This is a genomic window from Rhodomicrobium sp., from assembly GCF_047605405.1.
Lineage (GTDB): Bacteria > Pseudomonadota > Alphaproteobacteria > Rhizobiales > Rhodomicrobiaceae > Rhodomicrobium > Rhodomicrobium lacus.
Map to the genome: position 1 here is coordinate 1 of NZ_JASGFR010000048.1, position 24410 is coordinate 24410.

A 24410-nucleotide genomic window follows, 5' to 3' on the forward strand; every position below is an offset into this window, starting at 1 on the left:
CGCGACGACGACCTGATCCTCAACCTTCAGATCACCTATCCCGCGCGGCTCAAGGACGAGTACGATCCGCTGATCGGCCGCATGGCGAAGTCGCTGCGTTACAATCCTTAGAGCGCAGACGCCGCGCTGAGGCGAGGGCGCCGGTCAGAGGAGGCGCCGTCCTCAAGCCGGGCTGCGCACCACACGGATCTTCTGTTCGCGGACCTTTTTCCGCAGCGTGTTGCGGTTGAGGCCGAGAAGTTCGGCGGCCTTGATCTGGTTGCCGCGCGTGGCCGTCAGCGCCGCCGTGATAAGGGGCGCTTCCACATCGCGCAGCACGCGGTCGTAGAGGCCGGGCGGCGGGAGCTGGTCGCCGAAGCCGCCGAAATAATCCGACAGATACGCCTCCATCCACTCGTTGAGCTTCGCCTTGCCGGATTGGGGCGTGTCCATCGGTGGCGGGCTCGAATGGGCGGAAAGTTCGTTGTCCACGATGTCGGCGGAGATCAATTCCTGCGAATACAGCGCGGAAAGCCGCCGCACGAGGTTTTCGAGTTCGCGCACATTGCCGGGCCAGGTGTGGCGCTTGAGCCTGTCGAACGCTTCCTGCGTGAGTGTCTTGGACGGCAGGCCGCTCTTCTCGGCGAGCTTCAGGAAATGGCGAACGAGGTCCGGCACGTCCTCAAGGCGCTCGCGCAAGGGCGGCATGCGCAGCGGCACCACGTTGAGACGGTAGTACAGGTCTTCGCGGAACAGGCCCAGCGCGATCTGGTTTTCGAGGCTCTTGTTCGTGGCCGCGATGATGCGCACGTCGGTCTTGATCGGCACGCGGCCGCCGACCGTCATGTATTCGCCTTCCTGAAGCACGCGGAGCAGCCGCGTCTGCGCCTCCATCGGCATGTCGCCGATTTCGTCGAGGAACAGCGTGCCGCCGTCTGCCTGCTCGAAGCGGCCGACCGAGCGCTGCGCCGCCCCCGTGAACGCGCCCTTCTCGTGGCCGAACAATTCGCTTTCGATCAGTTCGCGCGGAATGGCCGCCATGTTGATGGCGATGAACGGCCCCTTGCGGCGCTGGCCGTAATCGTGGAGCGCGCGGGCGACGAGTTCCTTGCCGGTGCCGCTTTCGCCCGTGATCAGAACGGTGAGGTCGGTGTGCATGAGCCGCGCCATGACGCGGTAAACGTCCTGCATCGACGGCGAGCGGCCGATGAGCGGCAGGTTCTCGCTCTCGGCGTCGGCCTGCATCGATGATTTCGCCACCTTCGGCTCGCGCAGCGCGCGGCCGACGACGGCGACGAGTTCCTTCAGATCGAAGGGCTTCGGCAAATATTCATAGGCGCCGCGCTCGGCCGCCGTTATCGCCGTCATGAACGTGTTCTGCGCGCTCATCACGATGATCGGCAGTTCCGGACGGATCCGCTTGATGCGCGGGATAAGGTCGAAAGCGTTCTCGTCCGGCATGATGACGTCGGTGATGATGACGTCGCCGTCGCCCTGCGCGACCCAGTTCCAAAGCGTGGCCGCGTTGCTCGTCGCTCGCGCGCTGTAGCCGGCGCGGGCAAGCGCCTGATTGACGACGGTGCGGATGGCGGCGTCGTCGTCGGCAATGAGTACGTTTCCGCGCCCCATCAATTCGCTCCGGTCTTTCGCGCTGATGGCTGATACATCGGAAGAAGCATACGGAAGGTGGTCAGCCGGCTTCTCGATTCGCATTCGATCACTCCGCCATGGTCGCCGACGATTTTCGCGACGAGTGCAAGGCCCAATCCAGCGCCCTTCGCCTTCGTTGTCACGAAAGGCTCGAACAGGTGCGGTTTCACATCCTCCGGTACGCCCGAGCCATTATCCGACACGCAGATTTCGAGCGGGAGTTTCATGCTCGAATCGGAGTTCGGCAGACGCAGCGACAGCCCCGGACGGAAGGCGGTGGACAGCGTGATGACGCCGTCGTTCTTGTCGCCGATGGCTTCCGCGCTGTTCTTCACGAGGTTGAGCAAAGCCTGGATGAGCTTGTCGCGGTTGCCGGGCACGGCCGGCAGACTCGGGTCGAAGCTCTGCTGGATGGTGATATGCCGCGCGAAGCCGGCGCGCGCGATGCGTTTCACGTGATCGAGCACCGAATGGATGTTGACGGCGTCCTTGCTCACGGGGCGTTCGTCGCCGAACACTTCCATGCGGTCGACGAGATCGCGGATGCGGTCGGTCTCCTCGGTGATGAGCTGGGCGAGCGGCTGGTCTTCCTCCGACGCGCCCGCTTCGAGGAGCTGGGCCGCGCCGCGAATACCCGACAGCGGGTTCTTGATTTCGTGCGCGAGGACAGCGGCCATGGCGGACACGGAACGCGCGGCGCCGCGATGGGTCAGTTGCCGCTCGATCATCGCGGCCATGTTCCGCTGCTGAAGCATCAGGAGCACGTAATCTTCCTGCTCGTTCAGAAGCGAGGCGAACACATCGACCGCGCGCGCGGGCCGGTCCGGCATAGCAAGGTCGAGTTCGTATTCGTTCACGGCGCCGCGTGTGCTGCGCACCTGATCGGCGAGCGCTGTCAAGGGGTTGGCGAATGCCACCAGCGCGGGCAATGCGCGCTTTTTCAGCAATGCTTCGCCGAGGCCGAAAAAATTCTCGGCGGCGAAGTTTGCGAACACGATGCGATTTGAGGCATCGACAACGACCACGACATGGGGCAGACCCTGCACCAGCGCCTTGAAATCGAGCGGTTTGGCAGCGTCGGGGGCCTTCTTGGTCTTGTCGCGGGGAGCCATAGATTTCAGCAAGGGAGCCTTGTCCGATGACAAATGTGGCAGGCTAGCCAAGGCCGCATTTCTCCCTGCCCAAATGCTGGGCAGAAATGCAGATCGACTAAGTTCTAGGCATTGTAGCAAATTCGGCCCCCGTGTCAGCAGGCAAATCTCAAGGCTGGCGAAAGCCCTTGGCGGTTCTAGAGGCAGCTTATAAGGTTTCTGCGCGTTCCCTCCTTTTTGGTTCGTTCAAATATGCAAGAAAAAGACCAACACACACCCGTCAATGCGGCCCTTATCGTGGCTGCGGGAAGCGGCGTCCGCGCGGGGCAGAAACAGGGGCGGCCGAAGCAATATTGCTTCGGCGGCGGCAAGCCGATCCTGAGGCGGACGCTTGAAGCCTTCCTCTCCCATCCGGAGATCGCGGCCGTCGTTGTCGTAATCCGTGCAGGCGACGAAGCGCTTTACGCGGAGGCCGTGGCGGGGCTCGATACCGACAAGCTGCTGAAGCCTGTCCCCGGGGGCGCTACGCGGCAGCTTTCCGTGAAGGCGGGGCTCGATGCGCTCGAAGCACGAGCGCCATACGCGGTCTTGATCCATGATGCCGCGCGCCCGTTCATTTCAGCGCGTTGCATATCCGACACGATTGCTGCACTCGGCGCGAGCGATGGCGCGATCGCGGCGGCGCCAGTCACCGACACGCTCAAACGCGGCGAAGGCGGTCGCAGCGCCGGCACCGTGGACAGGGCAGGGCTCTGGCGCGCACAGACGCCACAGACTTTCATATACGAGAAGATCGTTGCCGCTCATCGCGCGGCGGGCGCGCGCACCGATTTCACCGACGACGCTTCGATTGCGGAATGGCATGGCCTCTCGGTTGCGCTCGTCTCGAACACGTCTGAAAACATGAAGATCACGACTGCGGAGGATTTGGCGATGGCGGATATGATCGCGAGCGGCGGAGTGGCACTGCCGGATGTGCGCGTCGGCTCGGGCTTCGACGTGCATGCCTTCGAGGAAGGCGATCACGTTACGCTGTGCGGCGTAAGGATCCCGCACGACAAGGGGCTGAAGGCGCATTCGGACGGCGATGCCGGTCTGCACGCGCTCACCGACGCGCTCTACGGAACCATCGGCGCGGGCGACATCGGCGATCACTTTCCGCCGTCGGACCCGCAATGGCGCGCGATGGACTCGACCGTGTTTTTGAAGCACGCCGTCGCTCTCGTGGGCGAGAAGGGCGGGCGCATCACCAACGCCGACGTGACGCTCATCTGCGAGCGGCCGAAGGTCGGCCCGCATCGCGATGCCATGCGCGCGCGCATGGCGGAAATCCTCGGCGTCGAGATCGAGCGCGTGAGCGTCAAGGCGACGACCAGCGAGCAACTCGGCTTCACCGGCCGCCGCGAGGGCATCGCCGCGCTCGCCTCCGCGACTGTTGTGTTCGCCGCGCGCTGACGAAAAACGCCGCCCTTCGCCGGAGCGAAGTGCGGCCTTCCGCCTAGCGCATGCCAAATGCGTCGTAATGGAAGTTGTTTTCGTCGAAGCCTCGCGTCTTGAGGCCGCCGAGAATGGCGCGCGCGAACCCATGCGGGCCGCAGAACAGCACGCTCACGTCTTCGATGGTGCCCGTCGTTTCCTGGACGCTTTGCGCTGACAGAAACTCCTGCCGCTCCGCGACCATGACGTGAAGCGTCACACCGGCTTCCTCGCAAAGCGAAGCAAGATCCGTGGGCCACTTCGCGCTTTCCACGGTGGCGGCGCAATACCACAGATCAACCGGCCTGTCGGTGCCGCCATTCGCGGCCAGGTGCTCAAGCCGCGCGAGGAAGGGCGTAATGCCGATGCCGCCTGCGATCCAGACCTGCCTGCTCGTGGGGTGGTCGAAATGGAAGCCGCCATACGGGCCTTCCAGCTTCACCCGCTGCCCAACGCTGATGCTTTCGGCCAGCTTCGTGGTGTAATCGCCAAGCGCCTTGATGCCGAAACGAAACTGTTTCGCGTCCTTGCCGGATGACGCGAAGGAAAAGGGATGCGGCTCCGCGTCGTGGTCGAAACGCAGGAATGCGAACTGCCCGGGATTGTGCGCCATGGCATAGCCGCCCGTTGCAGCAAGCCGGATGTCGAGGATACCGCCATGGTCGCGAAACGCGGTCACGACAGCCTCCGCGCGCCGTGACAAGCCGATATATCCGAACAGACCCTGCAAAACGGCAATGGACCCAACCACGGCAAGAGCAAGCACGATGTATCCTGACGGGGTCGCAAACCAGTCGGGCTTCAGCATGATGGTTGCCGAGTGCCAGGCAAATACGAGATAGGAAAATGCGAAGGCCTTGTGCGTAAAGCGAAAGTAGCGATAGGGGATCCGATTGATAAGCGCGATGATGGTCAGAATGATCGCCGCGTATATCGTGTATTCCGCCGCGACGTTGCCCGACTTCCAGAGCGCAACCTGCCAATCGGGCACCGCCGCGCGCGCGCCTTTCACCTTTTCCGGCCAGATGCCAAGGCTATAGGTCCATTTCGGCGTCTTCTCGACGAGCCAATGGAGCGCGCCTGTGCTCACCGCCCAGATGCCCGCCCATTTGTGGATGACATAGCCTTTGTCGAGACCGCCCGTGAGGCGCTCGAGCATCGGGTTTCGTGTAGAGATGAGGACCACGAGCGTCATCAAGACGAACGATATAGTGCCGGAAAAGAGCACGATATCGCGCCGCCAGTTCCAGAAACCGGGATCGCTGATCGCGGCGAACGCGTTGGGCGCCATGGCGTATATGAGGACGCCAAACAGGATGGAGCCGCCGATCCAGCGGTTGGTTCGCGACATTGAGTTTCCCTTTGTGTGCTAGTCTCGACGATTAGACACGCGCGAGGCAGTATCCCTGCGGCGTATGCGTGTCGGCTGATCCGTTATGGCTGAAGGGGTGTGACCTCGCCCTGTTGCGGGATGTCAGCGAACTGTCAGTTTGAATGGCGTGCTGTCGTCGGGAGGCGGCCGTTCGGCGGGCGTCGAAGGAGATTGCGATGGGAGAGCGCATGCAAAGGCTCGCGCGAGAGACGCTGGCGAAGGCGCGCGAGAAGCAGCTTTTCATCGCGACGGCGGAATCGTGCACCGGCGGCCTTGTCGCGTCGGCGTTGACCTCGGTGCCCGGCTCGTCGAGCGCGTTCGACAGGGGCTTCGTCACCTACTCCAACGAGGCGAAGGCCGATATGCTCGGCGTCGATCCGGCGCTGATCGCGGAACACGGAGCGGTCTCGCGCGAGGTGGCGCTCGCCATGGCGACGGGGGCGCTCACCCGCTCGCACGCGGGCGTTTCCGTGGCCATAACGGGTGTAGCCGGGCCGGACGGTGGCAGCGCGGAGAAGCCCGTGGGTCTCGTGCATTTCGCGGCGGCGCGGACGACGGGGAACGGCGTGCGCCTCCTTCATCGCGAGGAACGCTTCGGCGACATCGGCCGCGACGAGGTGCGCGCGCGCTCGGTCGAGACGGCGCTCGCACTCCTGATCGAAGCCGCCGCCCTCGACTGACAACGCCCCGAAGCATTCACGAGACGAGGAGGGATGAGGGAAGCATGGCCTGGGGAGTTCTCGTCATCGCGGGTTTGCTGGAGATCGTGTGGGCTTATGCGATGAAGCAATCAGACGGTTTCACGCGGGCGATACCCACGGCGATAACCGTAGTCACGATGACCGCGAGTTTCGCCCTTCTATCCTTTGCCATGCGCAGCCTTCCGCTTGGAACGGCTTATACGGTATGGACGGGCATTGGAGCGGTCGGCGCGTTCGCGGTCGGCGTGGCGTTTCTGGGCGAGGCCGTCACGCCGGCGCGCGTCATCGCCGCCTGCCTGATCGTTGCCGGGCTCGTTCTCATGAGGCTTTCGGATTAGCAGGCTCCGCCGCTACCCCGTGGCGGACGCGGGCCGTTCCGCCTGCGCGGGCGTGCGGTAGATCTGGTCCGCGCGGTCCTCGAATGCGGTCGAGAACTTGCGGAAAGCCTTGTCGAACACCGAGCCCATCAGCATTTGCAGCGGCAGCGATCGGAACTCATAGTCAAGCCAGAAATGGATGCGGCAGGCGGACTCGCCCGAAGGGAAGAATGTCCAGCGGTTTTCGAGCTTGCGGAACGGGCCGTCGAGATAATCGACCATGATCAGATGCTTCTCCGGCCTGAGCCGCACCTTCGTGGTGAAGCTCTCGCTGAAGAGCTTGTACGACGCGGTCATGCGCGCGATGAGCGTTTCGCCGTCCTCATCCGCAATGCGCTTCTCGATGCGGAGCGCCGAACACAGCGGCAGGAACTTCGGATAGCTCTCCACGTCCGCGACAAGGGCGAACATGTTGTCGGCGGAATGATGGACGCGATGGGTCGTTTCGAAATTGGGCATCAGCGGCTCAAGCTTGAGTGAGAGGCCGGGGCGTTCCATTCGGCCTGCTACAAGTATGACATGGGATGAGGCGCGCGCGCCTCCATGGCGAGAGGGTATTTCGCCGCAGCTCTCGGCGTCCTCCTACCGGGTGCTTACGACGCCGTTGGCCGTCTTCGCAAGTCGCGCGGCCTTCAGCTTCGCGAAATCGTCGCCCGCAAGATACGACGAGCGTGTGAGCGGCGACGAAGCCACCATGAGAAAGCCTTTCGCATAGGCGTGCGCCTTGTAGCTGTCGAACTCGGCGGGTTCCACGAAGCGGTCCACGGCCGCGTGCTTGCGAGTCGGCTGGAGATATTGGCCGATGGTGAGGAAATCCACGTCGGCCGAGCGCAGATCGTCCATGAGCTGGAGCACTTCGTTTCGTTTCTCGCCGAGCCCGACCATGATCCCGGACTTCGTGAACACCGTCGGATCCAGTTCCTTCGCGCGCTGGAGAAGGCGCAGCGAGTGGAAGTAGCGCGCGCCGGGCCGGATGGCGAGATAGAGGCCGGGCACGGTTTCGAGATTGTGGTTGAAGACGTCGGGCTTCGCTTCGATGACGGTTTCGAGTGGTCGGTCGCCCTTCTTGAGGAAATCGGGCGTGAGAACCTCGATGGTGGTGGCGGGCGCCGCCGCGCGGATGGCGCGGATCGTGGCGGCGAAATGTGCCGCTCCGCCGTCTTCGAGATCGTCGCGGTCGACGGAGGTCACGACCACATGATTGAGGCCGAGCGTCGCGACCGCGCGCGCCACATTCTCCGGCTCCGCGGCATCGAGCGCGCCGGGGATGCCGGTCTTCACGTTGCAGAAGGCGCAGGCGCGTGTGCAGGTGTCGCCCATGATCATCATGGTCGCGTGCTTCTTTTCCCAGCACTCGCCGATGTTGGGGCAGCCTGCTTCCTCGCAGACGGTGTGAAGCCTGTTGCCGCGCACGATGGACGCGGTGCCCGCATACCCCGCCGAGCCGGGCGCCTTCACGCGGATCCACGCGGGCTTGCGAAGCACGGGCGTGTCGGGCCGATGCGCCTTTTCGGGATGGCGCGGGGCGCCGGACTGCCTGCCTTCGCGGTTGTCCAGGAGTGTTGCCATGCTTAGCGAACCTAAAATTGGGCGCGAACTGAGCGGAACTGCTGTCGTCGGATTGAGCCCCAATCTATACATGGAAAAGCAGGGGGAATGCATCAACGACGTTTTCTGGAACCCGAAGCACTAAAGAATATAGGTTGGTGGTCGCGATGCGAGTTGCAAATCGTATACGGAAGGTGGTTTTGGCGTGTGTTCTTGCAACATGCTTATTTGGAGTGGGCGTATCGGCCAATGGAATCGAGCATATCGAGATGTGGGGGAGTCATCCCATCATGCTGAATATGGAATCCAAACATGGGATAAGAAAGAATTACCACGGGATTACCGCAATTTTCAAGGTGGACCCGGCAACTAGACATGAAGACATGGATCGTTTTGCAGAAAAATTTTTTACGAAAAAGTTTCGCAAGGAGTTGCGCGAAAAAGGGTTTGATTTGCTTGTTGTAAATTTTATTCTGGAACAAAACGTGGAATTCTCTTTAGGCCCTTTGAAAAAGACGATGACAAAGCAATACAGGGTCGTTTTCACGCGGGATGATGGCGGCGATTGGGAGAACGCGAAAACCGTCCAACATCGCCCTTCGGCGCCAGACTCCCATTAATGGGAGAAACCCACAGGCCACACCACGTCACATAAAAATGTGATGCATATGCCACAATTTCCACAAACTCGGACTGCACCGATGCGTCACAGCAACAGGGCGGCAAAAGCACGTGGCGGCAGGCATTCCGGCGCATTTGAATGCAGGGTTTTCGCGGGTGCGGGTGCTGCTCGCAAGCGTGGCAAGTGCACGTCTTTTCGGCAAGGCACTGCGTTTCTGGCTATCGCTCGGCGTCGTCGTCGCGGCCATCACCTCCTCCGTCGCGACCTTCCTCATCCTCAACGGCCTGACCTCGGTCTACCCGACGAGCGAGGTGGTGTTGACGACGCTCGGCATCAATGCCGCCTTTGTCATCTTCATCATCGGCATTATCGGTTATCAGGTCGCCCAGCTTCTGAAGGCGCGCAAACGACAGGCGGGCGCGGGGCTTCACTTCCGCATCGCAGCGGTTTTCAGCTTTGTGGCTCTGTTCCCGGCGGTACTGCTTGCGATCTTCGCCACCGTTTCCATCGATCGCACCTTCGACACTTTCTTCTCAACGCGCGTCAAGAGCATCGTCAACAATACGGTCGAGGTCGCGCAGTCATATTTGCAGGAAAGCGGGCAGGTGATCCGCTCCGACCTTGTGGACGTGGCGCGCGAGGTCGAGATCGGGGCTGCGCTCTTCACCGATAACAAGTCGGCTTTCGAGCGGCTTTTCTCGTCCGCCGTGTCGCTGCGCGCCTTGCCAGCGGCCTTCATCATCGATTCAAAGGGACAATTGCTCGCCGCCTCGTCGACTGATGGTCCACGTTACAAGGCTCCGCCTCCCGCCGACATCGCACGGGCTGCGGAAGGTCGTATCGTGCCGCTTTCGTGGGATCTGGCGAACGGCGTCGCGGCGATCAAGAAGCTGAACGGCTTCGAGGACGCCTTCATCTATGCGGTGCGGCCGGTGAACCCGAACGTATTCCGCCTTCTCCAGCGCACGCAGCAAAATATCTTCTATTTCCAGAAGCTGGAAATGGCGCGCGGCCAATATCAGTTCGTGTTCGCGATCATGTACGTCCTTCTTGCCGTGACGCTGCTCACGTCGGCGATCTGGACGGGCCTCGTCTTCGCGAATCGGCTCGTGATGCCGATCAGGAAACTCATCGGCGCGGCGCAGGAAGTGAGCCAGGGAAATCTCAACGTTCAGTTCGAGGACGGCTTCGCGCGCGACGACATCGGTCGGCTCGGCCAGACCTTCAAGCAGATGACCGTCGATCTCAAGACGCAGCGCGACGACATCATGAACGCGAATTCCGAACTCGACGAGCGGCGCCGCTTCATCGAGGCGGTGCTTTCCGGCGTGACCGCCGGTGTGATCGGCGTCGATCCGGCGGGCTGCATCAAACTCATAAACCGCTCCGGCCTCGAACTTCTGGCTCTTTCGGATGACGCCGAAATCATCGGCAAGCCGCTGGTGGAGGCCGTGCCGGAGTTCGGCGAGGTGATCGAGAAAGGGCGCCGCCAGTCGCGGACGAAGCCGGTGCACGGGCAGATCACCATCGTTCGCGAGACGGGGGAGCGGAATTTCGCCGTTCAGGTGACGCGGGAGAAAGACGATCAGGCCGATTTCGGCGTCGTTCTCACCTTCGACGACGTGACCGAATTGACGGTCGCCCAGCGAACCTCCGCCTGGGCCGACGTCGCGCGCCGCATCGCGCACGAGATCAAGAATCCGCTGACGCCGATCCAGCTTTCCGCCGAGCGCATCCGCCGCAAATACGGCGCGTCGATCACGCAGGACCGCGAAATCTTCGACAAGTGCACGGAAACCATCATCCGCCACGTCGGCGATATCGGCCGCATGGTCGATGAATTCTCGTCTTTCGCGCGCATGCCTCAGGCAGTCTTCGAGGAGCAGGATATCCGCGAAGTTGTGCGCGAGGCGGTGATTCTGTTCCAGATGAGCCGCTCCGACATCGAGTACAAGCTCGACATGCCGAAGGAGAAGCTTGTGGCGCTGTGCGACAGGCGGCTTCTTACCCAGGCTGTCACCAATCTCGTGAAGAACGCGAGCGAAGCAGTGGAAGCGTATCGCGCGGCGAATCCCGAAAGCGGGAAGGGGCGCGTGATGACGAAGCTGAGGCTGCTCGATCATCGCTTCGTCATCGAGGTCGTCGATACAGGCGTGGGGCTCCCGAAAGAGAACCGCCACAGGCTCGTCGAGCCCTATGTGACGACCCGGCAGAAGGGGACGGGGCTCGGCCTCGCGATCGTGCAGAGAATTACGGAGCAGCATGGCGGCGTTCTCGAACTCGCCGATGCTCCGGCTACCGAAGACTGCGACCACGGCGCGCGGATAAGCATGACGATCCCCGTGTCGCACGGGGTGGAACGAACCGAAAAGGACGAGGCGAGGCCGAACGGCAAGGCGGAGCTGATGCTCGCCGACAGCCATTCGCAAAGCTGAGTGGAAAGAGGGAGCAAGCCATGGCGTCAGACATTCTGATCGTCGACGACGAAGCCGATATCCGGGAACTCGTGTCTGGCATCCTCGAAGATGAGGGCCACAAGACGAGGCTCGCCAAAGACAGCGACGAAGCGTTGCGCTCCATCGAGGAACGCCGCCCATCGCTCGTCATTCTCGATATCTGGTTGCAAGGGTCGAAGCTCGACGGGCTTGAAGTGCTCGCGCGGGTGAAGAAGAACCACCCCGAACTTCCCGTGGTCATCATCTCCGGTCACGGCAACATCGAAACCGCCGTCACCGCCATCAAGCGCGGCGCTTACGAGTATATCGAGAAGCCGTTCAAGGCGGACCGCCTCGTGCTCGTCACGGCCCGCGCTCTCGAAGCGTCGAAGCTGCGCCGCGAGAACCGCGAGTTGAAGGAAAAAAGCTATTACAGCTCCGACCTGATCGGCAAATCGGCAGCCATGAATCACCTGAGGCAGGCCATTCAGAAGGTCGCGCCGACGAACAGCCGCGTGATGATCACCGGACCGCAGGGCTCTGGCAAGGAACTCGCCGCGCGCTATCTGCACGCCAGTTCCAACCGCGCGAACGGACCTTTCGTTGCCGTCAATGCCGCGTCCATGGCCGCCGACCGGGTGGAAATGGAATTCTTCGGCGTGGAGGAAACCGGGTCGACGGTGCGCAAGGTCGGCGCGCTCGAAGAAGCGCATAATGGCACGCTCTATATCGATGAGGTTGCCGACATGCCCGTCGAGACGCAGGGCAAGCTTCTGCGCGTGCTCGTCGAGCAGAAATTCCAGCGCATCGGCGGCGGCCCGAAAGTGTCGGTCGACGTGCGCCTCGTTTCCTCGACAAGCCGCGACCTCGAGCGCGAGATGGCGGCCGGGCGTTTCCGGCAGGATCTTTTCCACCGGCTCAACGTGGTGCCGCTCAAGGTGGCGCCCCTGATCGAGCGGCGCGAGGATATCCCGGAACTCGTGGACCATTTCGTCAAGCAGATCGCGGCGTCGTCCGGCCTGCCGCCGCGCGTCATCGGCGACGATGCCATGGCCGTGCTGCAAAGCCACGAGTGGCAGGGCAATGTCCGCCAGCTCCGCAACATCGTCGAACGCGTCATGATCATGTCCACCGGCGAGCCGGACGCGGTCATCACCGCGGACATGCTGCCCGACGATATCGGCGCCAACGTCCCCTTGTCGTCGAACGGCTCGGGCGGTGAACATCTCATGTCGCTCCCGCTGCGCGATGCGCGCGAAATCTTCGAACGCGAATATCTCATGGCGCAGATCAACCGCTTTGGCGGCAACATCTCGCGCACGGCGGAATTCGTCGGCATGGAACGCTCCGCGCTGCACAGGAAGCTGCGGGCTCTCGGCGTGAATTCCAACGAAAGGGGCGGAGAAGTCCGCCACTAGGGCGAGGCGCGGCTTTTCGTGCGACAGGTTTCGTCGCGTCGATTATGGCGGCCTCGCTTCCTTCACAACCTCGATACAACTTGGCAGTAAAATTGCATGCTTCTTGCCGCAAGCAGACTTGCGCGGGAGGGCGCTTTCGGGGAAAAGTGCGCGTTGCCCATTTTACGGGTGCACGCGCAGAAAATCGGGCGAAGTGCGAGCGTGGCGGAATCGCCCCGGCCTTCGCGACAGAAAGGCAGACCATGACGCGAGTTGTCTATGTGAACGGCGAATATGTCCCTTACGCGCAGGCGAGCGTGCATGTGGAAGATCGCGGGTTTCAGTTCGCGGACGGCGTTTACGAGGTGTGTGAGATTCTCGACGGCGATCTCGTGGATGAGCGCCGGCATCTCGCGCGGCTTCAGCGCTCGCTGTCGGAATTGCGCATCGACGAGCCGATGAGCCTGCGCTCGCTCGGCGTGATCTTGCGCGAAACGGTTCGCCGCAACCGGGTGAGAAACGGCATCGTTTATCTCCAGATCACGCGCGGCGTGGCGCGGCGCGACTTCGCCTTTCCGAGCCCCGGCGACGCGCCCGGCGTGGTTTGCTTCGCGCGCTCGCTTTCGCGCAAGGCGGGCGATGCGAAAGCGGCGGTCGGCGTCGCGGTGATCACGCTCCCTGACATCCGCTGGAAGCGCGTCGACATCAAGACGACCGGTCTTCTGGCCCAGTCGCTCGCCAGACAGGCGGCGCGCGAGGCCGGGGCTTACGAGGCATGGCTCGTCGACGAAAAGGGCTATGTCACCGAGGGCGCATCCTGCAATGCGTGGATCGTCACCGCCGATGGCAAGCTCGTGACGCGCTCCGCCGAGTCTGGTATTCTTCGGGGGATTACGCGAGAGGTTGCGATGGAAACAGCGCGCGCGCGTGGTCTCCAATACGAAGAGCGGCCTTTTACGGTGGAGGAAGCCAAATCGGCCAGCGAAGCCTTCCAGACATCCGCATCCGGGCTTGTGATGCCGGTGGTGAAAATCGACGGGGTCGCGATCGGGACCGGGAAGCCGGGCGAGATCGCAAGCGGATTGAGGGCAGCCTATCACGGCGTGGCTGAGGTCTCCAAGCCACACCAGCTTTTAACGTAGAGCGGCAGACTGTCGGAGGTATAGGCGTCGCGGCGTTGCGGTGCCACGGAAGGGTTGCGCGAGCAACAACTGAGCTAACAGGGGCAAATAGCGTGTATTGGGCAAGCGGCCATCAGTGCCGCGAGAAAATAATGGACAGGTCATGCCTCCAGAAAAACAGCAAAATCTTCAGGACGCCTTTCTCAACCACGTGCGCAAGAACAAAACCCCGCTGACGATCTTCCTCGTGAACGGCGTCAAACTGCAGGGCATTGTCACCTGGTTCGACAATTTCTGTGTGCTCCTGCGCCGCGACGGTCATTCTCAACTCGTCTACAAGCACGCCATCTCGACAATCATGCCCGGCGGTCCCATCTCGTTCTTGGACGGAGATCAGGTACAGGATCGATAGCAGACCTTGAAAACGCTCGAACGCACTGAACGGGCCGCGCAGCGCGCGGGCGGCGACACCGGCGGAACGACGGCAGGCGATGACGGTGCCACGCGCGCTATCGTCATCGTGCCGGTGCTGAAAAGCCAGAGCGGACCGCAAGGCGCGTCCGGTCTGGCGCTTTCGAGCGAGGAGAGGCTGGAGGAAGCGGTGGGGCTCACCGCAGCCATCGGTCTCGACGTCGCCTTTTCGGGGACCGTCCCGCTCGCGCAGATCAAGCCGGCGGCGCTTCTCGGCACAGGCAAGGTGGAGGAGATCGGCGCGATCATCGCAGCCGAAGGCGTGAGCGTGGCGATCGTCGATCATCCGCTGACGCCCATCCAGCAGCGCAACCTTGAAAAGGCGTGGAACGCAAAGGTGCTGGACCGTACCGGGCTGATCCTTGAGATCTTCGCCGAACGCGCCCGCTCCAAGGAAGGCCGCCTTCAGGTGGAACTTGCGCGGCTGACCTACCAGAAGAGCCGCCTCGTCCGGTCGTGGACCCATCTTGAGCGCCAGCGCGGCGGCTTCGGCTTTCTCGGCGGCCCCGGCGAGACGCAGATCGAGGCGGACCGGCGCGCCATCGGCGAACGCATCGACGTCATCAGGAACGAACTCGCGGTGTCCGAGCGGACACGGCGGCTGCATCGCAAGCGGCGCAAGGAGACGGACCAGCAGATCGTGTCGCTCGTCGGCTATACGAATGCGGGGAAGTCGACGCTGTTCAATGCGCTTTCGGGCGCGGGCGTGCTTGCGAAGGACATGCTGTTCGCAACGCTCGATCCGACGCTGCGCCGCGTGTCGTTCACGGATGGCGGTGCATTCATCCTGTCCGATACGGTAGGCTTCATCTCGGATCTGCCGACACAACTCATTGTCGCGTTCCACGCCACGCTCGAAGAAATCCTCGAAGCCGACCTGATCCTCCACGTTCGCGACATCGCGAGCCCCTCGTCGGAGGCGCAGAAGATCGAGGTCGAGCGCGTGCTTGCCGAGATCGGCATCGACGCGGCCGCGCAAGGAGCCCGCGTGATCGAGGTGTGGAACAAGGCAGACCTTCTTTCCGAGGATGAGCGCGCGGCGCTCGGCAAACGGGCCGCGAACGCGGCGCATCCGGCTGTTCTCGTCTCGGCGCAGACAGGGGAGGGCGTTCCCGAGCTTGCCGCGGCGATCCGCGCCAGGCTTCAGGCGCATCTGCGCACGCGAGACGTAATCGTGGGCGAGGCCGACGGCGCCTTCATCCACTGGCTTTACGAAAACACTGAAGTGGTGGACCGAAAGGGCCGCGAGGATGGCAGTCAGCTCTTTCAGGTGCGCGTCGCGCCGGAGCGCGAGCACGACCTCGACCTTCATATCGCCCAACCACGCGGCTAGCGCGGCTGGAATGACGGCCACGATTGCTTATGACGATCCTAAACGAATGCTGCCGGGAAGATCGAAATGGACATCGAGGATCTCGAACCCAGAAAACAGTCTTCCAAGCCGAAAGATCTCGCGGCTTTCTCGGTTGACGAGCTTCGCGCCTATATCGCCACGCTGAAAGCGGAAATCGCGCGCGCCGAAGAGACCATAGCGAAAAAGACGGCTCATCTCGACGCGGCCAGCGCCTTCTTCAAGAAGTGAAGGCAGCGCGCTTTTGACGGAAGCAAAGGCAGCTTGGCAGCTTGAGCTTCTCGCCTATCACGTTCCAAGTTGCGCTGCTGATTTTCTGACGACGCGAGCAGGCAGCGCCTGCTCCCTCGTCACGCCTCATCTGCCGCAACCTTCATGCGTCGGCAGGGGTTGCGTTCGGCTCGCAAAAAGGCTTTTTCGTGGAGCGACAGAGAAAGCAGCACCCGCCCCCAGGCGCAGGAGTGAGACATGAAAATCGGCGGCACCCATTATCGCACGATCTGGCCGGAAAGCGACGGCGCGGTCGGTATCATCGATCAGACGCGGCTCCCGCACGCCTTCGAGACGCTGAGGCTAGAGACGCTTGAAGACGCCGCGCATGCGATTCGCATCATGCAGGTGCGCGGCGCGCCGCTGATCGGCGTGACGGCGGCTTACGGGCTCGCGCTTGCGCTCCGCGCGGATGCGTCCGACGCCGGCCTCGAAAGCGCCGCGAAGACGCTCGCCGCCACGCGCCCGACGGCGGTCAACCTCGCCTGGGCGCTGAACGAGATGCTGACCTTCCTTCGCCCGCTCGCACCCGCAGAGCGCGCCGCCGCCGCCTTCGCCAAGGCCGCGCAACTCGCCGACGAGGACGTCGAAACCTGCCGCCGCATCGGCGCGCACGGCAAGGCGATCATCGAGGAAATCGCGAAGAAGAAGGACGGCCCGGTGAATGTGCTGACGCATTGCAACGCGGGTTGGATCGCTTGCGTCGATTGGGGCACGGCGCTTTCGCCGATCTATCAGGCGCACGACGCGGGCATCCCGGTGCATGTGTGGGTGGACGAGACGCGCCCGCGCAATCAGGGCGCGGCGCTGACCGCGTTCGAGCTTGGCGCGCATGGTGTGCCGCATACCGTGATCGCGGACAATGCGGGCGGCCACCTCATGCAGCACGGGCAGGTGGATCTTTGCATCGTGGGCTGCGACCGCCTCACGGCGGCGGGCGACGCGGCGAACAAGATCGGCACCTACCTCAAGGCGCTTGCGGCGAAGGACAACGGCGTGCCGTTCTATTTCGCGCTGCCGCTGTCGACCATCGACTGGACGCTTTTCGACGGCGTGCGCGATATCCCCATCGAGGAACGCGACGCGCGCGAGCTGACGCATATGACGGGCCGCGCAGAGAGCGGCGACATCGTGACGGTGCAGGTTACGGCGCCGGGCAGCCCCGGCGCGAACCCCGCCTTCGACGTGACGCCCGCGCGGCTCATCACGGGCATCATCACCGAGCGTGGCGTCTCGCCCGCCTCGCGTGAGGGGCTCGCGACGACCTATCCGGACTATGCGCGACCGGCGGCGTAACCGGCTCGCTTGCAGCTCATTAAAACGGCCGGGGATGATGCTCCGGCCGGTTTGGTTCAGGGGACGAAGCGCGTCAGAACCGGAACCGACTTTCAAAGAATTGCGCCGCAGGACGCGCCAACGCTGTGGGCGTCGTTTGTCGATCAGGTTGTCTGCGTCAACGCGATGGCGATTTAACGCAGGCAAATCCGATTGACGCGAAGCGGCGCCAGCAGGCTGCCCGCGCTACTTCCATTCCTCGACGTCGAGATAGGGCTGCTCGGACGGCGGCGCGATGGTGACGCCCGCGGTTTCGAGCACCGCTCCTTCGGGCTGCTCCTCCTCGACACGCTTCGCGGCCTTCTTCACTTCATTGTCGAGATCGATCTGCGAGCAGAGGCCGAGCGCGACGGGGTCCTGTGGCTGGAGGCTCGCGGAATTCCAGTGCGTGCGCTCGCGGATGCTTTCGATGGTCGATTTCGTCGTGCCGACAAGGCGCATGATCTGCGTATCGCGCAACTCGGGATGATGGCGCAGAAGCCAGAGTATGGCGTTCGGGCGGTCGTGACGGCGCGAGACCGGTGTATATTTCGGTGCGCGCTTCGCCTTGATCTCCGGGATGTGAACCTTGGACCGCGACAGCTTGAGCCGATAGGACGAATCTTTCTGGCCGCGGGCGATTTCCTCGCGGCTGAGCTGGCCCGCGCCGATCGGATCGGCGCCGCGAATGCCGGCCGCGACGTCGCCGTCCGCGATCCCCTTCACTTCAAGCACGTGCAATCCGCAGAAGTCGGCGATCTGGTCGAATGTCAGCGAGGTGTTCTCGACGAGCCAGACGGCCGTCGCCTTCGGCATCAGGGGTTTGTCGCTCATAAATTTCCTCCGGTCCTGGAAGCGCGAGCCCTCTCCGCTTCCTGGGCATTCAATTTCCGATTGTGTGGGGGAACCCGCAATCGAAGGGTTAGCGTATAATATAGTCGGTGGTGTGTCTTTGTGCAAACTCTGGATTTCCCGGGGCTGGCGGTCTGCATTAAAGGCTTCCCGCGCAGCTGCGGTACGTTTCCGGGGCGACAATCGCTCATGACGCGGCGAGTCCGCCCATTTTTGCGGGATGACGCCTTGCAAGCGCCGCCAGCCGGGGTAAAGCATGATGGCGCAAACGGGCTTCGGGCGCGATTGGATCATGCGCGCAAGCGACGGGGCTCGAAGGGGCAGCGACGGGGCGGGCGGCGCGCGGTCGTCGCTTATGGGCGGCGGTGTTGAGTCGAGAGGGGGAAGCGGTTCGGAATGCGGCTGGAACTTGTTCATCTCGATAACGCCTTCTCGGGCCAGCGTGCCTTCCTTGACGCGTGTGCGGAACGCGCGGCGGTTTCGGTGGACGCTTTGGCGGATGGCCCCCGCGTGCGGCTTTGGGGTTATGACGCGGACCTTGCAAGGCTTGAAGCGAAGCTCGGTGAGAGCGCGCATCGTCATGGCGATGGTGGCCCGGTTCTCGCCTTCCTCGGTTCGGGTGATTTTCATCACGTCAGCGCCATGCTGATCGCGCGGGCGGCGGCGGATGCGTCGCGCCCCTTCACAATCGTGCATCTGGACAATCATCCCGACTGGGTGCGCTGTTCGAGCGGGATGCATTGCGGTTCGTGGGTGAACCGCGCGCTTGCCATTTCCAACGTGGCGAAAATCATCACCGTCGGCGTTTGCAGCAAGGACCTTCAACACCCGGAATGGAAGGGCGCCAATCTGACCGCGTTGAAGGAGGGTCGGCTTGAGCTTTTCCCGTTCACGCAACCGCCGTCGAAGGTGAGTAGCGATTATGGCGCAGGTCCGAGCCACCGGCAGGAAGGCGGCCTTATCCATTGGACGTCGATCGCCGACATCGGGGTGGCTGCTTTCGTCGAGCTTCTTCTGTCGCGCATCGAAACGGCGGACGTCTACATCACGCTCGACAAAGACGTGCTCGCATCCCCTGACGCGGTGACGAACTGGGATCAGGGCAGGCTGTCGCTCGGCGACGTGATCGCGCTCATCCACGCCGTTGCCGGGCGCCACACCATCGTCGGCGCGGATGTGGTTGGCGATTACAGCGCCCCCTCATACGCGGGCGGCGTGTGGCCTTTCATTCGGAAATGGGGCGAGAGCATCATCGATCATCCACGCGTCGCACTTGGGCCAGAGGCCGTAGCGGCGGCGAATGAGGCAACGAACATGCGGCTTCTCGCTGCGTTCGCGGCAGCGCTGAAGGGGTAGGGCGCGCCTGCAGGGTCTTGCCGCAGATCGGGCGTTGCACGACTGCGATGGGTCAGAGTGAGGGTAACGTCGGCACGCTCACCGGCTGCCGTCAGTTGACGGCTCGCTCAGGTCGATGACGGTGTGAAATTGCGCTCAGTTGAGCGGATGTCTTCTCATTCGGAACATTGCGGCTCCCGACGGGGGCGACGCTCGAAGTTGCCGAAACCGGAATCCCCTAAAGAAACGCAGGATTTCGTCGTCTCGGTCGGCATGCGGAAGACCAGAAGTAGGCAGTACGGAATGTTTTCATCGGCAGCCATTCGCGCTAATGCCGCGTTCTTGCTCCAGGAATCCGTGCGCGCTTTGACGACGGCGTTTCATTTACGTCGAACGCAGCATTCTGGCCTCGATTTGTACTTTGGTTTGCTGATTGAGCAGATCGAGAAGCAAGAGGATGCGATCACGTTCCCGAAATTCGAGGATCCGACCCACTAAGCCGTCGAACGGGCCGCCGTTTACCGTTACAGTCTGTCCCGTCCTGAAAGGCATTTCGGGTTTAGAGATGACACCGTCGGTTTCGCGTGCCTTGAGACTTTCGACGAAACCACCGGGAAGCAAGGCAAGTCTGTCGCCAATTCGCAAGATGGAGCGCACGCCGTAGGTTCCGAGGATCGGTCGCAGACATTGAAGCGCGCTCTGGTGCTCGACAAAAACATACCCCGGGAAAAGCGGCCGCGGCGCATCATAAGCGCGCCGCGCGTGACGGACATGCTTCACCATCATCGGGCAATAGACGGAAATGGCCTGCCTGGCCAGATTTTCGATCGCATAACTTTCGCGGTGCGGATGCGTCATCAGCACGCCCCACTTTGAAGGCTCAACCGGCAACACTGCGTGACACCTACTTATTTATCTTAGCGTATGCCCTGTCTATTCGGATGATATTTTTTGTCAATGGTGTGTTTTGATCGGGCCGTTCCACCATGCTGCGTCCGCCGGGCTGACAGAAACGGGTTGCTCGGGCTGTCGGCCTGTCTGGAACCGCTTTTGCAGATCGACGGCAAATTCGACATCCTCGGAGCGAGGCGCAGCAATGCCGGATCGGATGGCCTTCAAAAAATAGTTAATTCCTATGCTGCGCAGTTGAACTTGTTGGCATGATCGAATAGCTGAATGGAGATAGGAACGGGATTGCACAGAGGTCGACCCTTGGTCACGGGCTTCTTTGTCAAATTTGACGAAAGCCATTTCAGACGCTTCAGGAGGGTCGATGAGCTATGATCTTGCTGGGAAGCGGGTGTGGGTGGCCGGGCACCGCGGCCTCGTGGGAAGCTCGCTCGTGCGCCGTCTCGCCGCCGAAGATTGCATTCTGTTGACCCCGGACAGGGCGCAACTCGATCTTCACTCAAGTGCGGCAGTCGAACGATGGATCGCAGAACACAAGCCGCAAGCGATCTTTCTGGCGGCGGCAAAAGTCGGCGGAATCCTCGCCAATAATCTCCAGCGCGCGGACTTTCTGTATCAGAACCTCATGATAGAGCTGAACGTGATCCATGCGGCCTTCGCGCATGGCGTGGAGAAGCTCCTCTTTCTTGGGTCATCATGCATTTATCCGAGGGATGCAACTCAGCCTATCGCCGAGGAGGCGCTTCTTACCGGGCCGCTCGAACAGACGAACGAGCCTTATGCGCTCGCGAAAATTGCAGGCGTCAAGCTTTGCGAATGCTACCGCCAGCAATATGGCTGCGATTTCATCTCCGCGATGCCGACAAATCTTTACGGCCCAAACGATAACTTCCATCCAAAACATGCGCATGTGCCGGCTGCGCTGATGTCTCGTTTTCATGACGCCAAGATCAAGGGGCTGCCCGAGGTCGCGGTATGGGGTACGGGCACGCCGCGTCGCGAGTTTCTGTTCGTCGATGATTTGGCGGATGCCTGCGTTTTTCTCATGAAAAACTATAGCGGCCCCATCGCCATGAATGTAGGGACCGGCGAAGATGTGACCATCAGATCGTTCGCCGAGATGATCCGGTCTACGACCGGCTATGGGGGCGAACTCGTGTTCGACGCTTCCTATCCCGATGGAACAACCCGCAAGGTTCTCGATGTAAGCCGACTGACAAAATTGGGCTGGAAGGCCAAAACCGATTTACGCGACGGTCTCGCTAGAACTTACGACTGGTATTGCAACAATTATGAAAGATTGAGGGCAGTCTAGGAGATGGAAAAGCGAGCATTGATCACTGGTGTTACCGGCCAGGACGGCGCTTATCTGACCGAGTTCCTCTTGAAGAAGGGCTACCGCGTTTGGGGCATCAAGCGCAGGTCATCTTCTTTCAACACCGGCCGCGTCGATGCCTTTTATCAAGATCCTCATATCGGCGACCCTCTTTTCAGGCTCGTCCATGGCGACATGACCGACGCGACGAACCTCATTCGCGTCGTTCAAGACGTTCAGCCCGACGAGATTTATAATCTCGCGGCGCAAAGCCACGTTCAGGTCAGTTTCGAAACCCCTGAATACACCGCCAATGCGGATGCGCTCGGCCCGTTGCGCCTTCTCGAAGCGATCCGCATCTTGCGGCTTCAAGACAAGGTTCGATTTTATCAGGCCTCGACTTCAGAGCTTTATGGAAAGGTTGCGGAAGTCCCGCAGAGCGAAACAACGCCTTTTTACCCGCGCTCGCCTTACGCCGCCGCCAAGATTTACGCCTACTGGATCACCGTCAACTACCGCGAAGCCTACGGAATGCATGCCTCGAATGGCATTCTTTTCAATCACGAGAGCCCTTTGCGCGGCGAGACCTTCGTCACGCGCAAGATCACGCGCGCGGTTGCGGCCATCTCGCAAGGTTTGCAGGACAGGCTTTTTCTGGGGAATCTGAACGCGAAGCGCGATTGGGGCCATGCGCGCGACTATGTTGCGGGCATGTGGGCCATGGTCCAGCAGGACCGGCCCGGCGACTACGTGCTCGCCACCGGCGAAACACACACGGTGCGCGAGTTCGCCGAGGCGGCCTTCGCGGCAGCGAACTATCGCATTGTCTGGGAAGGTGAGGGGGTTCAGGAGAGAGGGGTGGACGCCAAGACCGGACGGACTTTGGTGGAAGTCGACCCTGACTATTTCCGTCCGACCGAGGTCGATATTTTGCTCGGAGACGCGTCAAAGGCTCGCGCCGCTCTGGGATGGCGTCCCGCAGTTTCCTTCAATGAGCTTGTGAAAGAAATGGTAGCCGCGGACATGAAAGCTGTGCCTCTCGAACGTGAGCGCGTCGAGCGCCACGTTTGATCGTCCGAAGGCCGAAGCTCGAACCGTTCGCGATGCGATAAAAAGGCAAGATATACTTTGACGCCAGATGTCGTGCTCTGCCGACTATGACTTTTCGATAGCGTTCATCTCGGGCGCTTGTTTCGGATCTCGTGCCTGGGAAACTTTGCAGATGAGGCTCTCCCAGGCAGTTACCGCGCGCGACAGGCCGAACTCGCTCTCAAACATCTTTCTGGCGCGCCCGCCTTGCCGCGCGGCCAGTGCCCGATCCCCGGCGAGAAGAAGGATCGCTTCAGCCAGGCCAGTTCCGTCGCCCTCGCGAACGACGAACCCCGTCGCACTGCGCCGTATGATTCGAGCGATCTCGCCATCAGGGTCGCCAATGAAAATTGCCGGTCGCCCGGCCGCCGCGATCCCGTAATATTTGCTGGGTACGATGAAGCCTTCGAGTTCCGGCTTCAGCGAAATGAGATGAACGTCGGCCACGGAAAGGCTTGCCGCCAGGCGTTCGCGCGGCTGATAAGGCTTAAACGTCACGCTATCGTGGCCGCCCGCCTTCACCGCTCGTTTCAGGCGATCCATTTGGGCTCCCCCGCCGATGAACAGCCAGCGGAATACGCAATCAGGAACCGGCCCCTTGTCTGGGCCTTCTACAGCGTCGCCCCCTAATTCAGAAGCGGGGCGATGCTGTAAGGGCCTGTCGTCAATCAACTTTTCTGCTCTCGATCGAGTTCGGCTCAAGGCACGCTGAGCGTGCCAATCGCTTTCTCTGGCTTCGACGAGAGCCAATCGGGCAAGCCTTGTCTTGTCTTCGAGCATCCTGATCGCGCTCAGCATCGTTTCGAGGTCGTGGGCGCGGCCGAGATTTCCGGAATAGCCGACAACAAACGCCTCCCGCAGGCCCCATTCCTCGCGAAGGGCATTGTTTTGCCTTTCGATGGGATGGATATCGCGCCCGTCGGCCCAGTTGGCGATGATCGTGATGCGCTCCTCTCGCACACCGCGCCGCCGGACCTCGTCAGCCATGCGGCCACCCAGCACGACGTTCGCGGCGGCATATCGAAGCGTGAGATCGCGAACCCATCGGAGCAGGGAAAGCGCTCCCTGCTGGACCCTTGTTTGTCCCATGCCAAGCGCGGACGCGACTTCCGGAAAAATGTCCTGAAGCCAGTTGATATGTCTTGCCCCCTTGAGCCGGGCGATGGGAGCCGCAAGCACAGCCAGAAGCGGTGGGTCCGTCTTGACGACGACGAGATCGCCGCGCCTGGCGTGACAGAGAAGGGAGAAGCTCGCCGATGCGAAGAACGTCACGTAATCGAGCGTCCGCCCGAGGAGCTTTCCCCGTCCGAACGCAGTCGTTGAGACGCGATTTATGGTGACGCCACCGACGATTTCGTTTTTCGGCAGCGCGCGGACACCGTCATAGGTGAGCCTCGCGGCGATGACTTCGACCGCATGTCCGCGTACAGCGAGCGCAAAGGCGAGATCAGACAGCATTTGACTCGTTGCGGAATGATCGGGATAGAAAAAGCGATTGAGAAATATGACTTTCAAGGGAGGCTCTTTCGCAGAAAGGAGACAAGGCAGGTCATCGTTTTTCCCTCGATTTCGAGAGGCCGTTGGAGCGAATTTGACATTTGAGTCCCGGTGGCCGCGAGATCTCGCTCAAATGTCAAATTCAAAAGCTCCACCAGATCATGAAGTTGCCAGTGGGCATTCCGATTCCGACATTTGCTCGCAAGCGTGCTGCAAACGGATGCAAATGTCGGAATCG

Annotated in this window: 23 protein-coding genes; 14 read left to right on the forward strand and 9 right to left on the reverse strand. The window is 61.8% G+C overall.

What is annotated here, in order from left to right; all coding sequences use genetic code 11:
- Nucleotides 1–162: 162 nt before the first annotated feature.
- A complete protein-coding gene (ntrC, locus tag QM659_RS15105; RefSeq protein ID WP_127076278.1) occupies nt 163–1608 on the reverse strand; it encodes a nitrogen regulation protein NR(I) in 1446 nt (481 codons plus the stop codon).
- On the reverse strand, nt 1608–2741 hold the full coding sequence (locus tag QM659_RS15110; protein ID WP_303487998.1) for a two-component system sensor histidine kinase NtrB: 1134 nt from the start codon (nt 2739–2741) through the stop codon (nt 1608–1610). Before QM659_RS15110 ends, ntrC begins: the two co-directional genes overlap by 1 nt.
- A 231-nt stretch (nt 2742–2972) precedes the next feature.
- Between QM659_RS15110 and QM659_RS15115 the strand changes: the two genes are divergently transcribed.
- Complete coding sequence (locus tag QM659_RS15115; RefSeq protein WP_415189053.1) at nt 2973–4175, forward strand: bifunctional 2-C-methyl-D-erythritol 4-phosphate cytidylyltransferase/2-C-methyl-D-erythritol 2,4-cyclodiphosphate synthase; 1203 nt, start codon at nt 2973–2975, stop codon at nt 4173–4175.
- A gap of 43 nt (nt 4176–4218) precedes the next feature.
- Here QM659_RS15115 and QM659_RS15120 read toward each other — a convergent pair whose 3' ends face one another.
- On the reverse strand, nt 4219–5547 hold the full coding sequence (locus QM659_RS15120; RefSeq protein ID WP_415189054.1) for a ferric reductase-like transmembrane domain-containing protein: 1329 nt from the start codon (nt 5545–5547) through the stop codon (nt 4219–4221).
- A 197-nt stretch (nt 5548–5744) separates the two neighbouring features.
- Here QM659_RS15120 and QM659_RS15125 point away from each other — a divergent pair, with 197 nt between their 5' ends.
- On the forward strand, nt 5745–6248 hold the full coding sequence (locus QM659_RS15125; protein WP_303486169.1) for a CinA family protein: 504 nt from the start codon (nt 5745–5747) through the stop codon (nt 6246–6248).
- 44 nt (nt 6249–6292) lie between these two features.
- On the forward strand, nt 6293–6607 hold the full coding sequence (locus QM659_RS15130; RefSeq protein ID WP_415189055.1) for a DMT family transporter: 315 nt from the start codon (nt 6293–6295) through the stop codon (nt 6605–6607).
- Between the two features lie 12 nt (nt 6608–6619).
- Here the strand turns inward: QM659_RS15130 and QM659_RS15135 are convergent, their stop codons facing one another.
- Together QM659_RS15135 and lipA are read right to left on the reverse strand one after the other, a co-directional pair.
- Nucleotides 6620–7105: a type II toxin-antitoxin system RatA family toxin gene (locus QM659_RS15135; protein WP_127076360.1), complete on the reverse strand. Its 486-nt coding sequence runs from the start codon at nt 7103–7105 to the stop codon at nt 6620–6622.
- Between the two features lie 123 nt (nt 7106–7228).
- On the reverse strand, nt 7229–8215 hold the full coding sequence (gene lipA / locus QM659_RS15140) for a lipoyl synthase (RefSeq protein WP_303486172.1): 987 nt from the start codon (nt 8213–8215) through the stop codon (nt 7229–7231).
- A 146-nt stretch (nt 8216–8361) separates the two neighbouring features.
- On the opposite strand from lipA, the gene QM659_RS15145 reads away from it, so the two are divergent.
- From QM659_RS15145 to mtnA, 8 genes are all read left to right on the forward strand, one after another.
- Nucleotides 8362–8814, forward strand: coding sequence for a hypothetical protein (locus tag QM659_RS15145; protein WP_415189056.1), 453 nt, complete (start codon nt 8362–8364; stop codon nt 8812–8814).
- A 178-nt stretch (nt 8815–8992) separates the two neighbouring features.
- Complete coding sequence (locus QM659_RS15150; RefSeq protein WP_415189057.1) at nt 8993–11251, forward strand: ATP-binding protein; 2259 nt, start codon at nt 8993–8995, stop codon at nt 11249–11251.
- A gap of 20 nt (nt 11252–11271) precedes the next feature.
- Nucleotides 11272–12669, forward strand: a complete 1398-nt coding sequence (locus tag QM659_RS15155) for a sigma-54-dependent transcriptional regulator (RefSeq protein ID WP_303486178.1) — start codon at nt 11272–11274, stop codon at nt 12667–12669.
- Between the two features lie 242 nt (nt 12670–12911).
- On the forward strand, nt 12912–13790 hold the full coding sequence (locus tag QM659_RS15160; protein ID WP_415189058.1) for a D-amino-acid transaminase: 879 nt from the start codon (nt 12912–12914) through the stop codon (nt 13788–13790).
- A gap of 142 nt (nt 13791–13932) precedes the next feature.
- A complete protein-coding gene (gene hfq, locus QM659_RS15165) occupies nt 13933–14181 on the forward strand; it encodes an RNA chaperone Hfq (RefSeq protein ID WP_013418983.1) in 249 nt (82 codons plus the stop codon).
- 6 nt (nt 14182–14187) lie between these two features.
- On the forward strand, nt 14188–15573 hold the full coding sequence (gene hflX, locus QM659_RS15170) for a GTPase HflX (RefSeq protein ID WP_415189059.1): 1386 nt from the start codon (nt 14188–14190) through the stop codon (nt 15571–15573).
- A gap of 66 nt (nt 15574–15639) precedes the next feature.
- Nucleotides 15640–15822, forward strand: a complete 183-nt coding sequence (locus QM659_RS15175) for a DUF1192 domain-containing protein (protein WP_127076359.1) — start codon at nt 15640–15642, stop codon at nt 15820–15822.
- 237 nt (nt 15823–16059) lie between these two features.
- Nucleotides 16060–17157 carry an S-methyl-5-thioribose-1-phosphate isomerase gene (gene mtnA, locus QM659_RS15180; protein ID WP_415189060.1) on the forward strand — a complete coding sequence of 366 codons (1098 nt, stop codon included), beginning with the start codon at nt 16060–16062 and terminating at the stop codon, nt 17155–17157.
- 225 nt (nt 17158–17382) lie between these two features.
- Here mtnA and QM659_RS15185 read toward each other — a convergent pair whose 3' ends face one another.
- Nucleotides 17383–18009, reverse strand: coding sequence for a DUF1013 domain-containing protein (locus QM659_RS15185; RefSeq protein ID WP_127076268.1), 627 nt, complete (start codon nt 18007–18009; stop codon nt 17383–17385).
- Nucleotides 18010–18423: 414 nt separating this feature from the next.
- Here QM659_RS15185 and QM659_RS15190 point away from each other — a divergent pair, with 414 nt between their 5' ends.
- The gene (locus QM659_RS15190; RefSeq protein WP_415189061.1) at nt 18424–19383 is read left to right on the forward strand and encodes an arginase family protein; all 960 of its coding nucleotides are present in this window, start codon (nt 18424–18426) and stop codon (nt 19381–19383) included.
- Between the two features lie 363 nt (nt 19384–19746).
- Here QM659_RS15190 and QM659_RS15195 read toward each other — a convergent pair whose 3' ends face one another.
- Nucleotides 19747–20256 (reverse strand): transcription termination/antitermination NusG family protein, encoded by a 510-nt coding sequence (locus QM659_RS15195; RefSeq protein ID WP_415189062.1) that lies wholly within the window; start codon nt 20254–20256, stop codon nt 19747–19749.
- A gap of 60 nt (nt 20257–20316) precedes the next feature.
- Entirely contained in the window at nt 20317–20613 is a 297-nt protein-coding gene (locus tag QM659_RS15200) for a hypothetical protein (protein WP_415189063.1), read from the reverse strand.
- A gap of 22 nt (nt 20614–20635) precedes the next feature.
- On the opposite strand from QM659_RS15200, the gene QM659_RS15205 reads away from it, so the two are divergent.
- Both QM659_RS15205 and gmd read left to right on the forward strand, forming a co-directional pair.
- Entirely contained in the window at nt 20636–21586 is a 951-nt protein-coding gene (locus QM659_RS15205) for a GDP-L-fucose synthase family protein (RefSeq protein ID WP_415189064.1), read from the forward strand.
- A gap of 3 nt (nt 21587–21589) precedes the next feature.
- Entirely contained in the window at nt 21590–22657 is a 1068-nt protein-coding gene (gene gmd / locus QM659_RS15210) for a GDP-mannose 4,6-dehydratase (RefSeq protein WP_415189065.1), read from the forward strand.
- Between the two features lie 84 nt (nt 22658–22741).
- Here the strand turns inward: gmd and QM659_RS15215 are convergent, their stop codons facing one another.
- On the reverse strand, nt 22742–24133 hold the full coding sequence (locus QM659_RS15215) for a glycosyltransferase family 4 protein (RefSeq protein WP_415189066.1): 1392 nt from the start codon (nt 24131–24133) through the stop codon (nt 22742–22744).
- Nucleotides 24134–24410: the final 277 nt, after the last annotated feature.

What these genes read in the sequence shown, in the direction of transcription:
- QM659_RS15175 (WP_127076359.1), top strand. Translation starts at nt 15,640, where the DNA reads ATGGACATCGAGGATCTCGAACCCAGAAAACAGTCTTCCAAGCCGAAA.
- QM659_RS15205 (WP_415189064.1), top strand. Translation starts at nt 20,636, where the DNA reads ATGAGCTATGATCTTGCTGGGAAGCGGGTGTGGGTGGCCGGGCACCGC.
- QM659_RS15160 (WP_415189058.1), top strand. Translation starts at nt 12,912, where the DNA reads ATGACGCGAGTTGTCTATGTGAACGGCGAATATGTCCCTTACGCGCAG.
- QM659_RS15125 (WP_303486169.1), top strand. Translation starts at nt 5,745, where the DNA reads ATGGGAGAGCGCATGCAAAGGCTCGCGCGAGAGACGCTGGCGAAGGCG.
- mtnA (WP_415189060.1), top strand. Translation starts at nt 16,060, where the DNA reads ATGAAAATCGGCGGCACCCATTATCGCACGATCTGGCCGGAAAGCGAC.
- ntrC (WP_127076278.1), bottom strand. Translation starts at nt 1,608, where the DNA reads ATGGGGCGCGGAAACGTACTCATTGCCGACGACGACGCCGCCATCCGC.
- QM659_RS15115 (WP_415189053.1), top strand. Translation starts at nt 2,973, where the DNA reads ATGCAAGAAAAAGACCAACACACACCCGTCAATGCGGCCCTTATCGTG.
- QM659_RS15110 (WP_303487998.1), bottom strand. Translation starts at nt 2,741, where the DNA reads ATGGCTCCCCGCGACAAGACCAAGAAGGCCCCCGACGCTGCCAAACCG.
- QM659_RS15120 (WP_415189054.1), bottom strand. Translation starts at nt 5,547, where the DNA reads ATGTCGCGAACCAACCGCTGGATCGGCGGCTCCATCCTGTTTGGCGTC.
- QM659_RS15145 (WP_415189056.1), top strand. Translation starts at nt 8,362, where the DNA reads ATGCGAGTTGCAAATCGTATACGGAAGGTGGTTTTGGCGTGTGTTCTT.
- QM659_RS15190 (WP_415189061.1), top strand. Translation starts at nt 18,424, where the DNA reads ATGCGGCTGGAACTTGTTCATCTCGATAACGCCTTCTCGGGCCAGCGT.
- hfq (WP_013418983.1), top strand. Translation starts at nt 13,933, where the DNA reads ATGCCTCCAGAAAAACAGCAAAATCTTCAGGACGCCTTTCTCAACCAC.
- QM659_RS15135 (WP_127076360.1), bottom strand. Translation starts at nt 7,105, where the DNA reads ATGCCCAATTTCGAAACGACCCATCGCGTCCATCATTCCGCCGACAAC.
- gmd (WP_415189065.1), top strand. Translation starts at nt 21,590, where the DNA reads ATGGAAAAGCGAGCATTGATCACTGGTGTTACCGGCCAGGACGGCGCT.
- QM659_RS15155 (WP_303486178.1), top strand. Translation starts at nt 11,272, where the DNA reads ATGGCGTCAGACATTCTGATCGTCGACGACGAAGCCGATATCCGGGAA.
- QM659_RS15130 (WP_415189055.1), top strand. Translation starts at nt 6,293, where the DNA reads ATGGCCTGGGGAGTTCTCGTCATCGCGGGTTTGCTGGAGATCGTGTGG.
- QM659_RS15215 (WP_415189066.1), bottom strand. Translation starts at nt 24,133, where the DNA reads ATGCTGTCTGATCTCGCCTTTGCGCTCGCTGTACGCGGACATGCGGTC.
- QM659_RS15200 (WP_415189063.1), bottom strand. Translation starts at nt 20,613, where the DNA reads ATGGCTTTCGTCAAATTTGACAAAGAAGCCCGTGACCAAGGGTCGACC.
- lipA (WP_303486172.1), bottom strand. Translation starts at nt 8,215, where the DNA reads ATGGCAACACTCCTGGACAACCGCGAAGGCAGGCAGTCCGGCGCCCCG.
- QM659_RS15185 (WP_127076268.1), bottom strand. Translation starts at nt 18,009, where the DNA reads ATGAGCGACAAACCCCTGATGCCGAAGGCGACGGCCGTCTGGCTCGTC.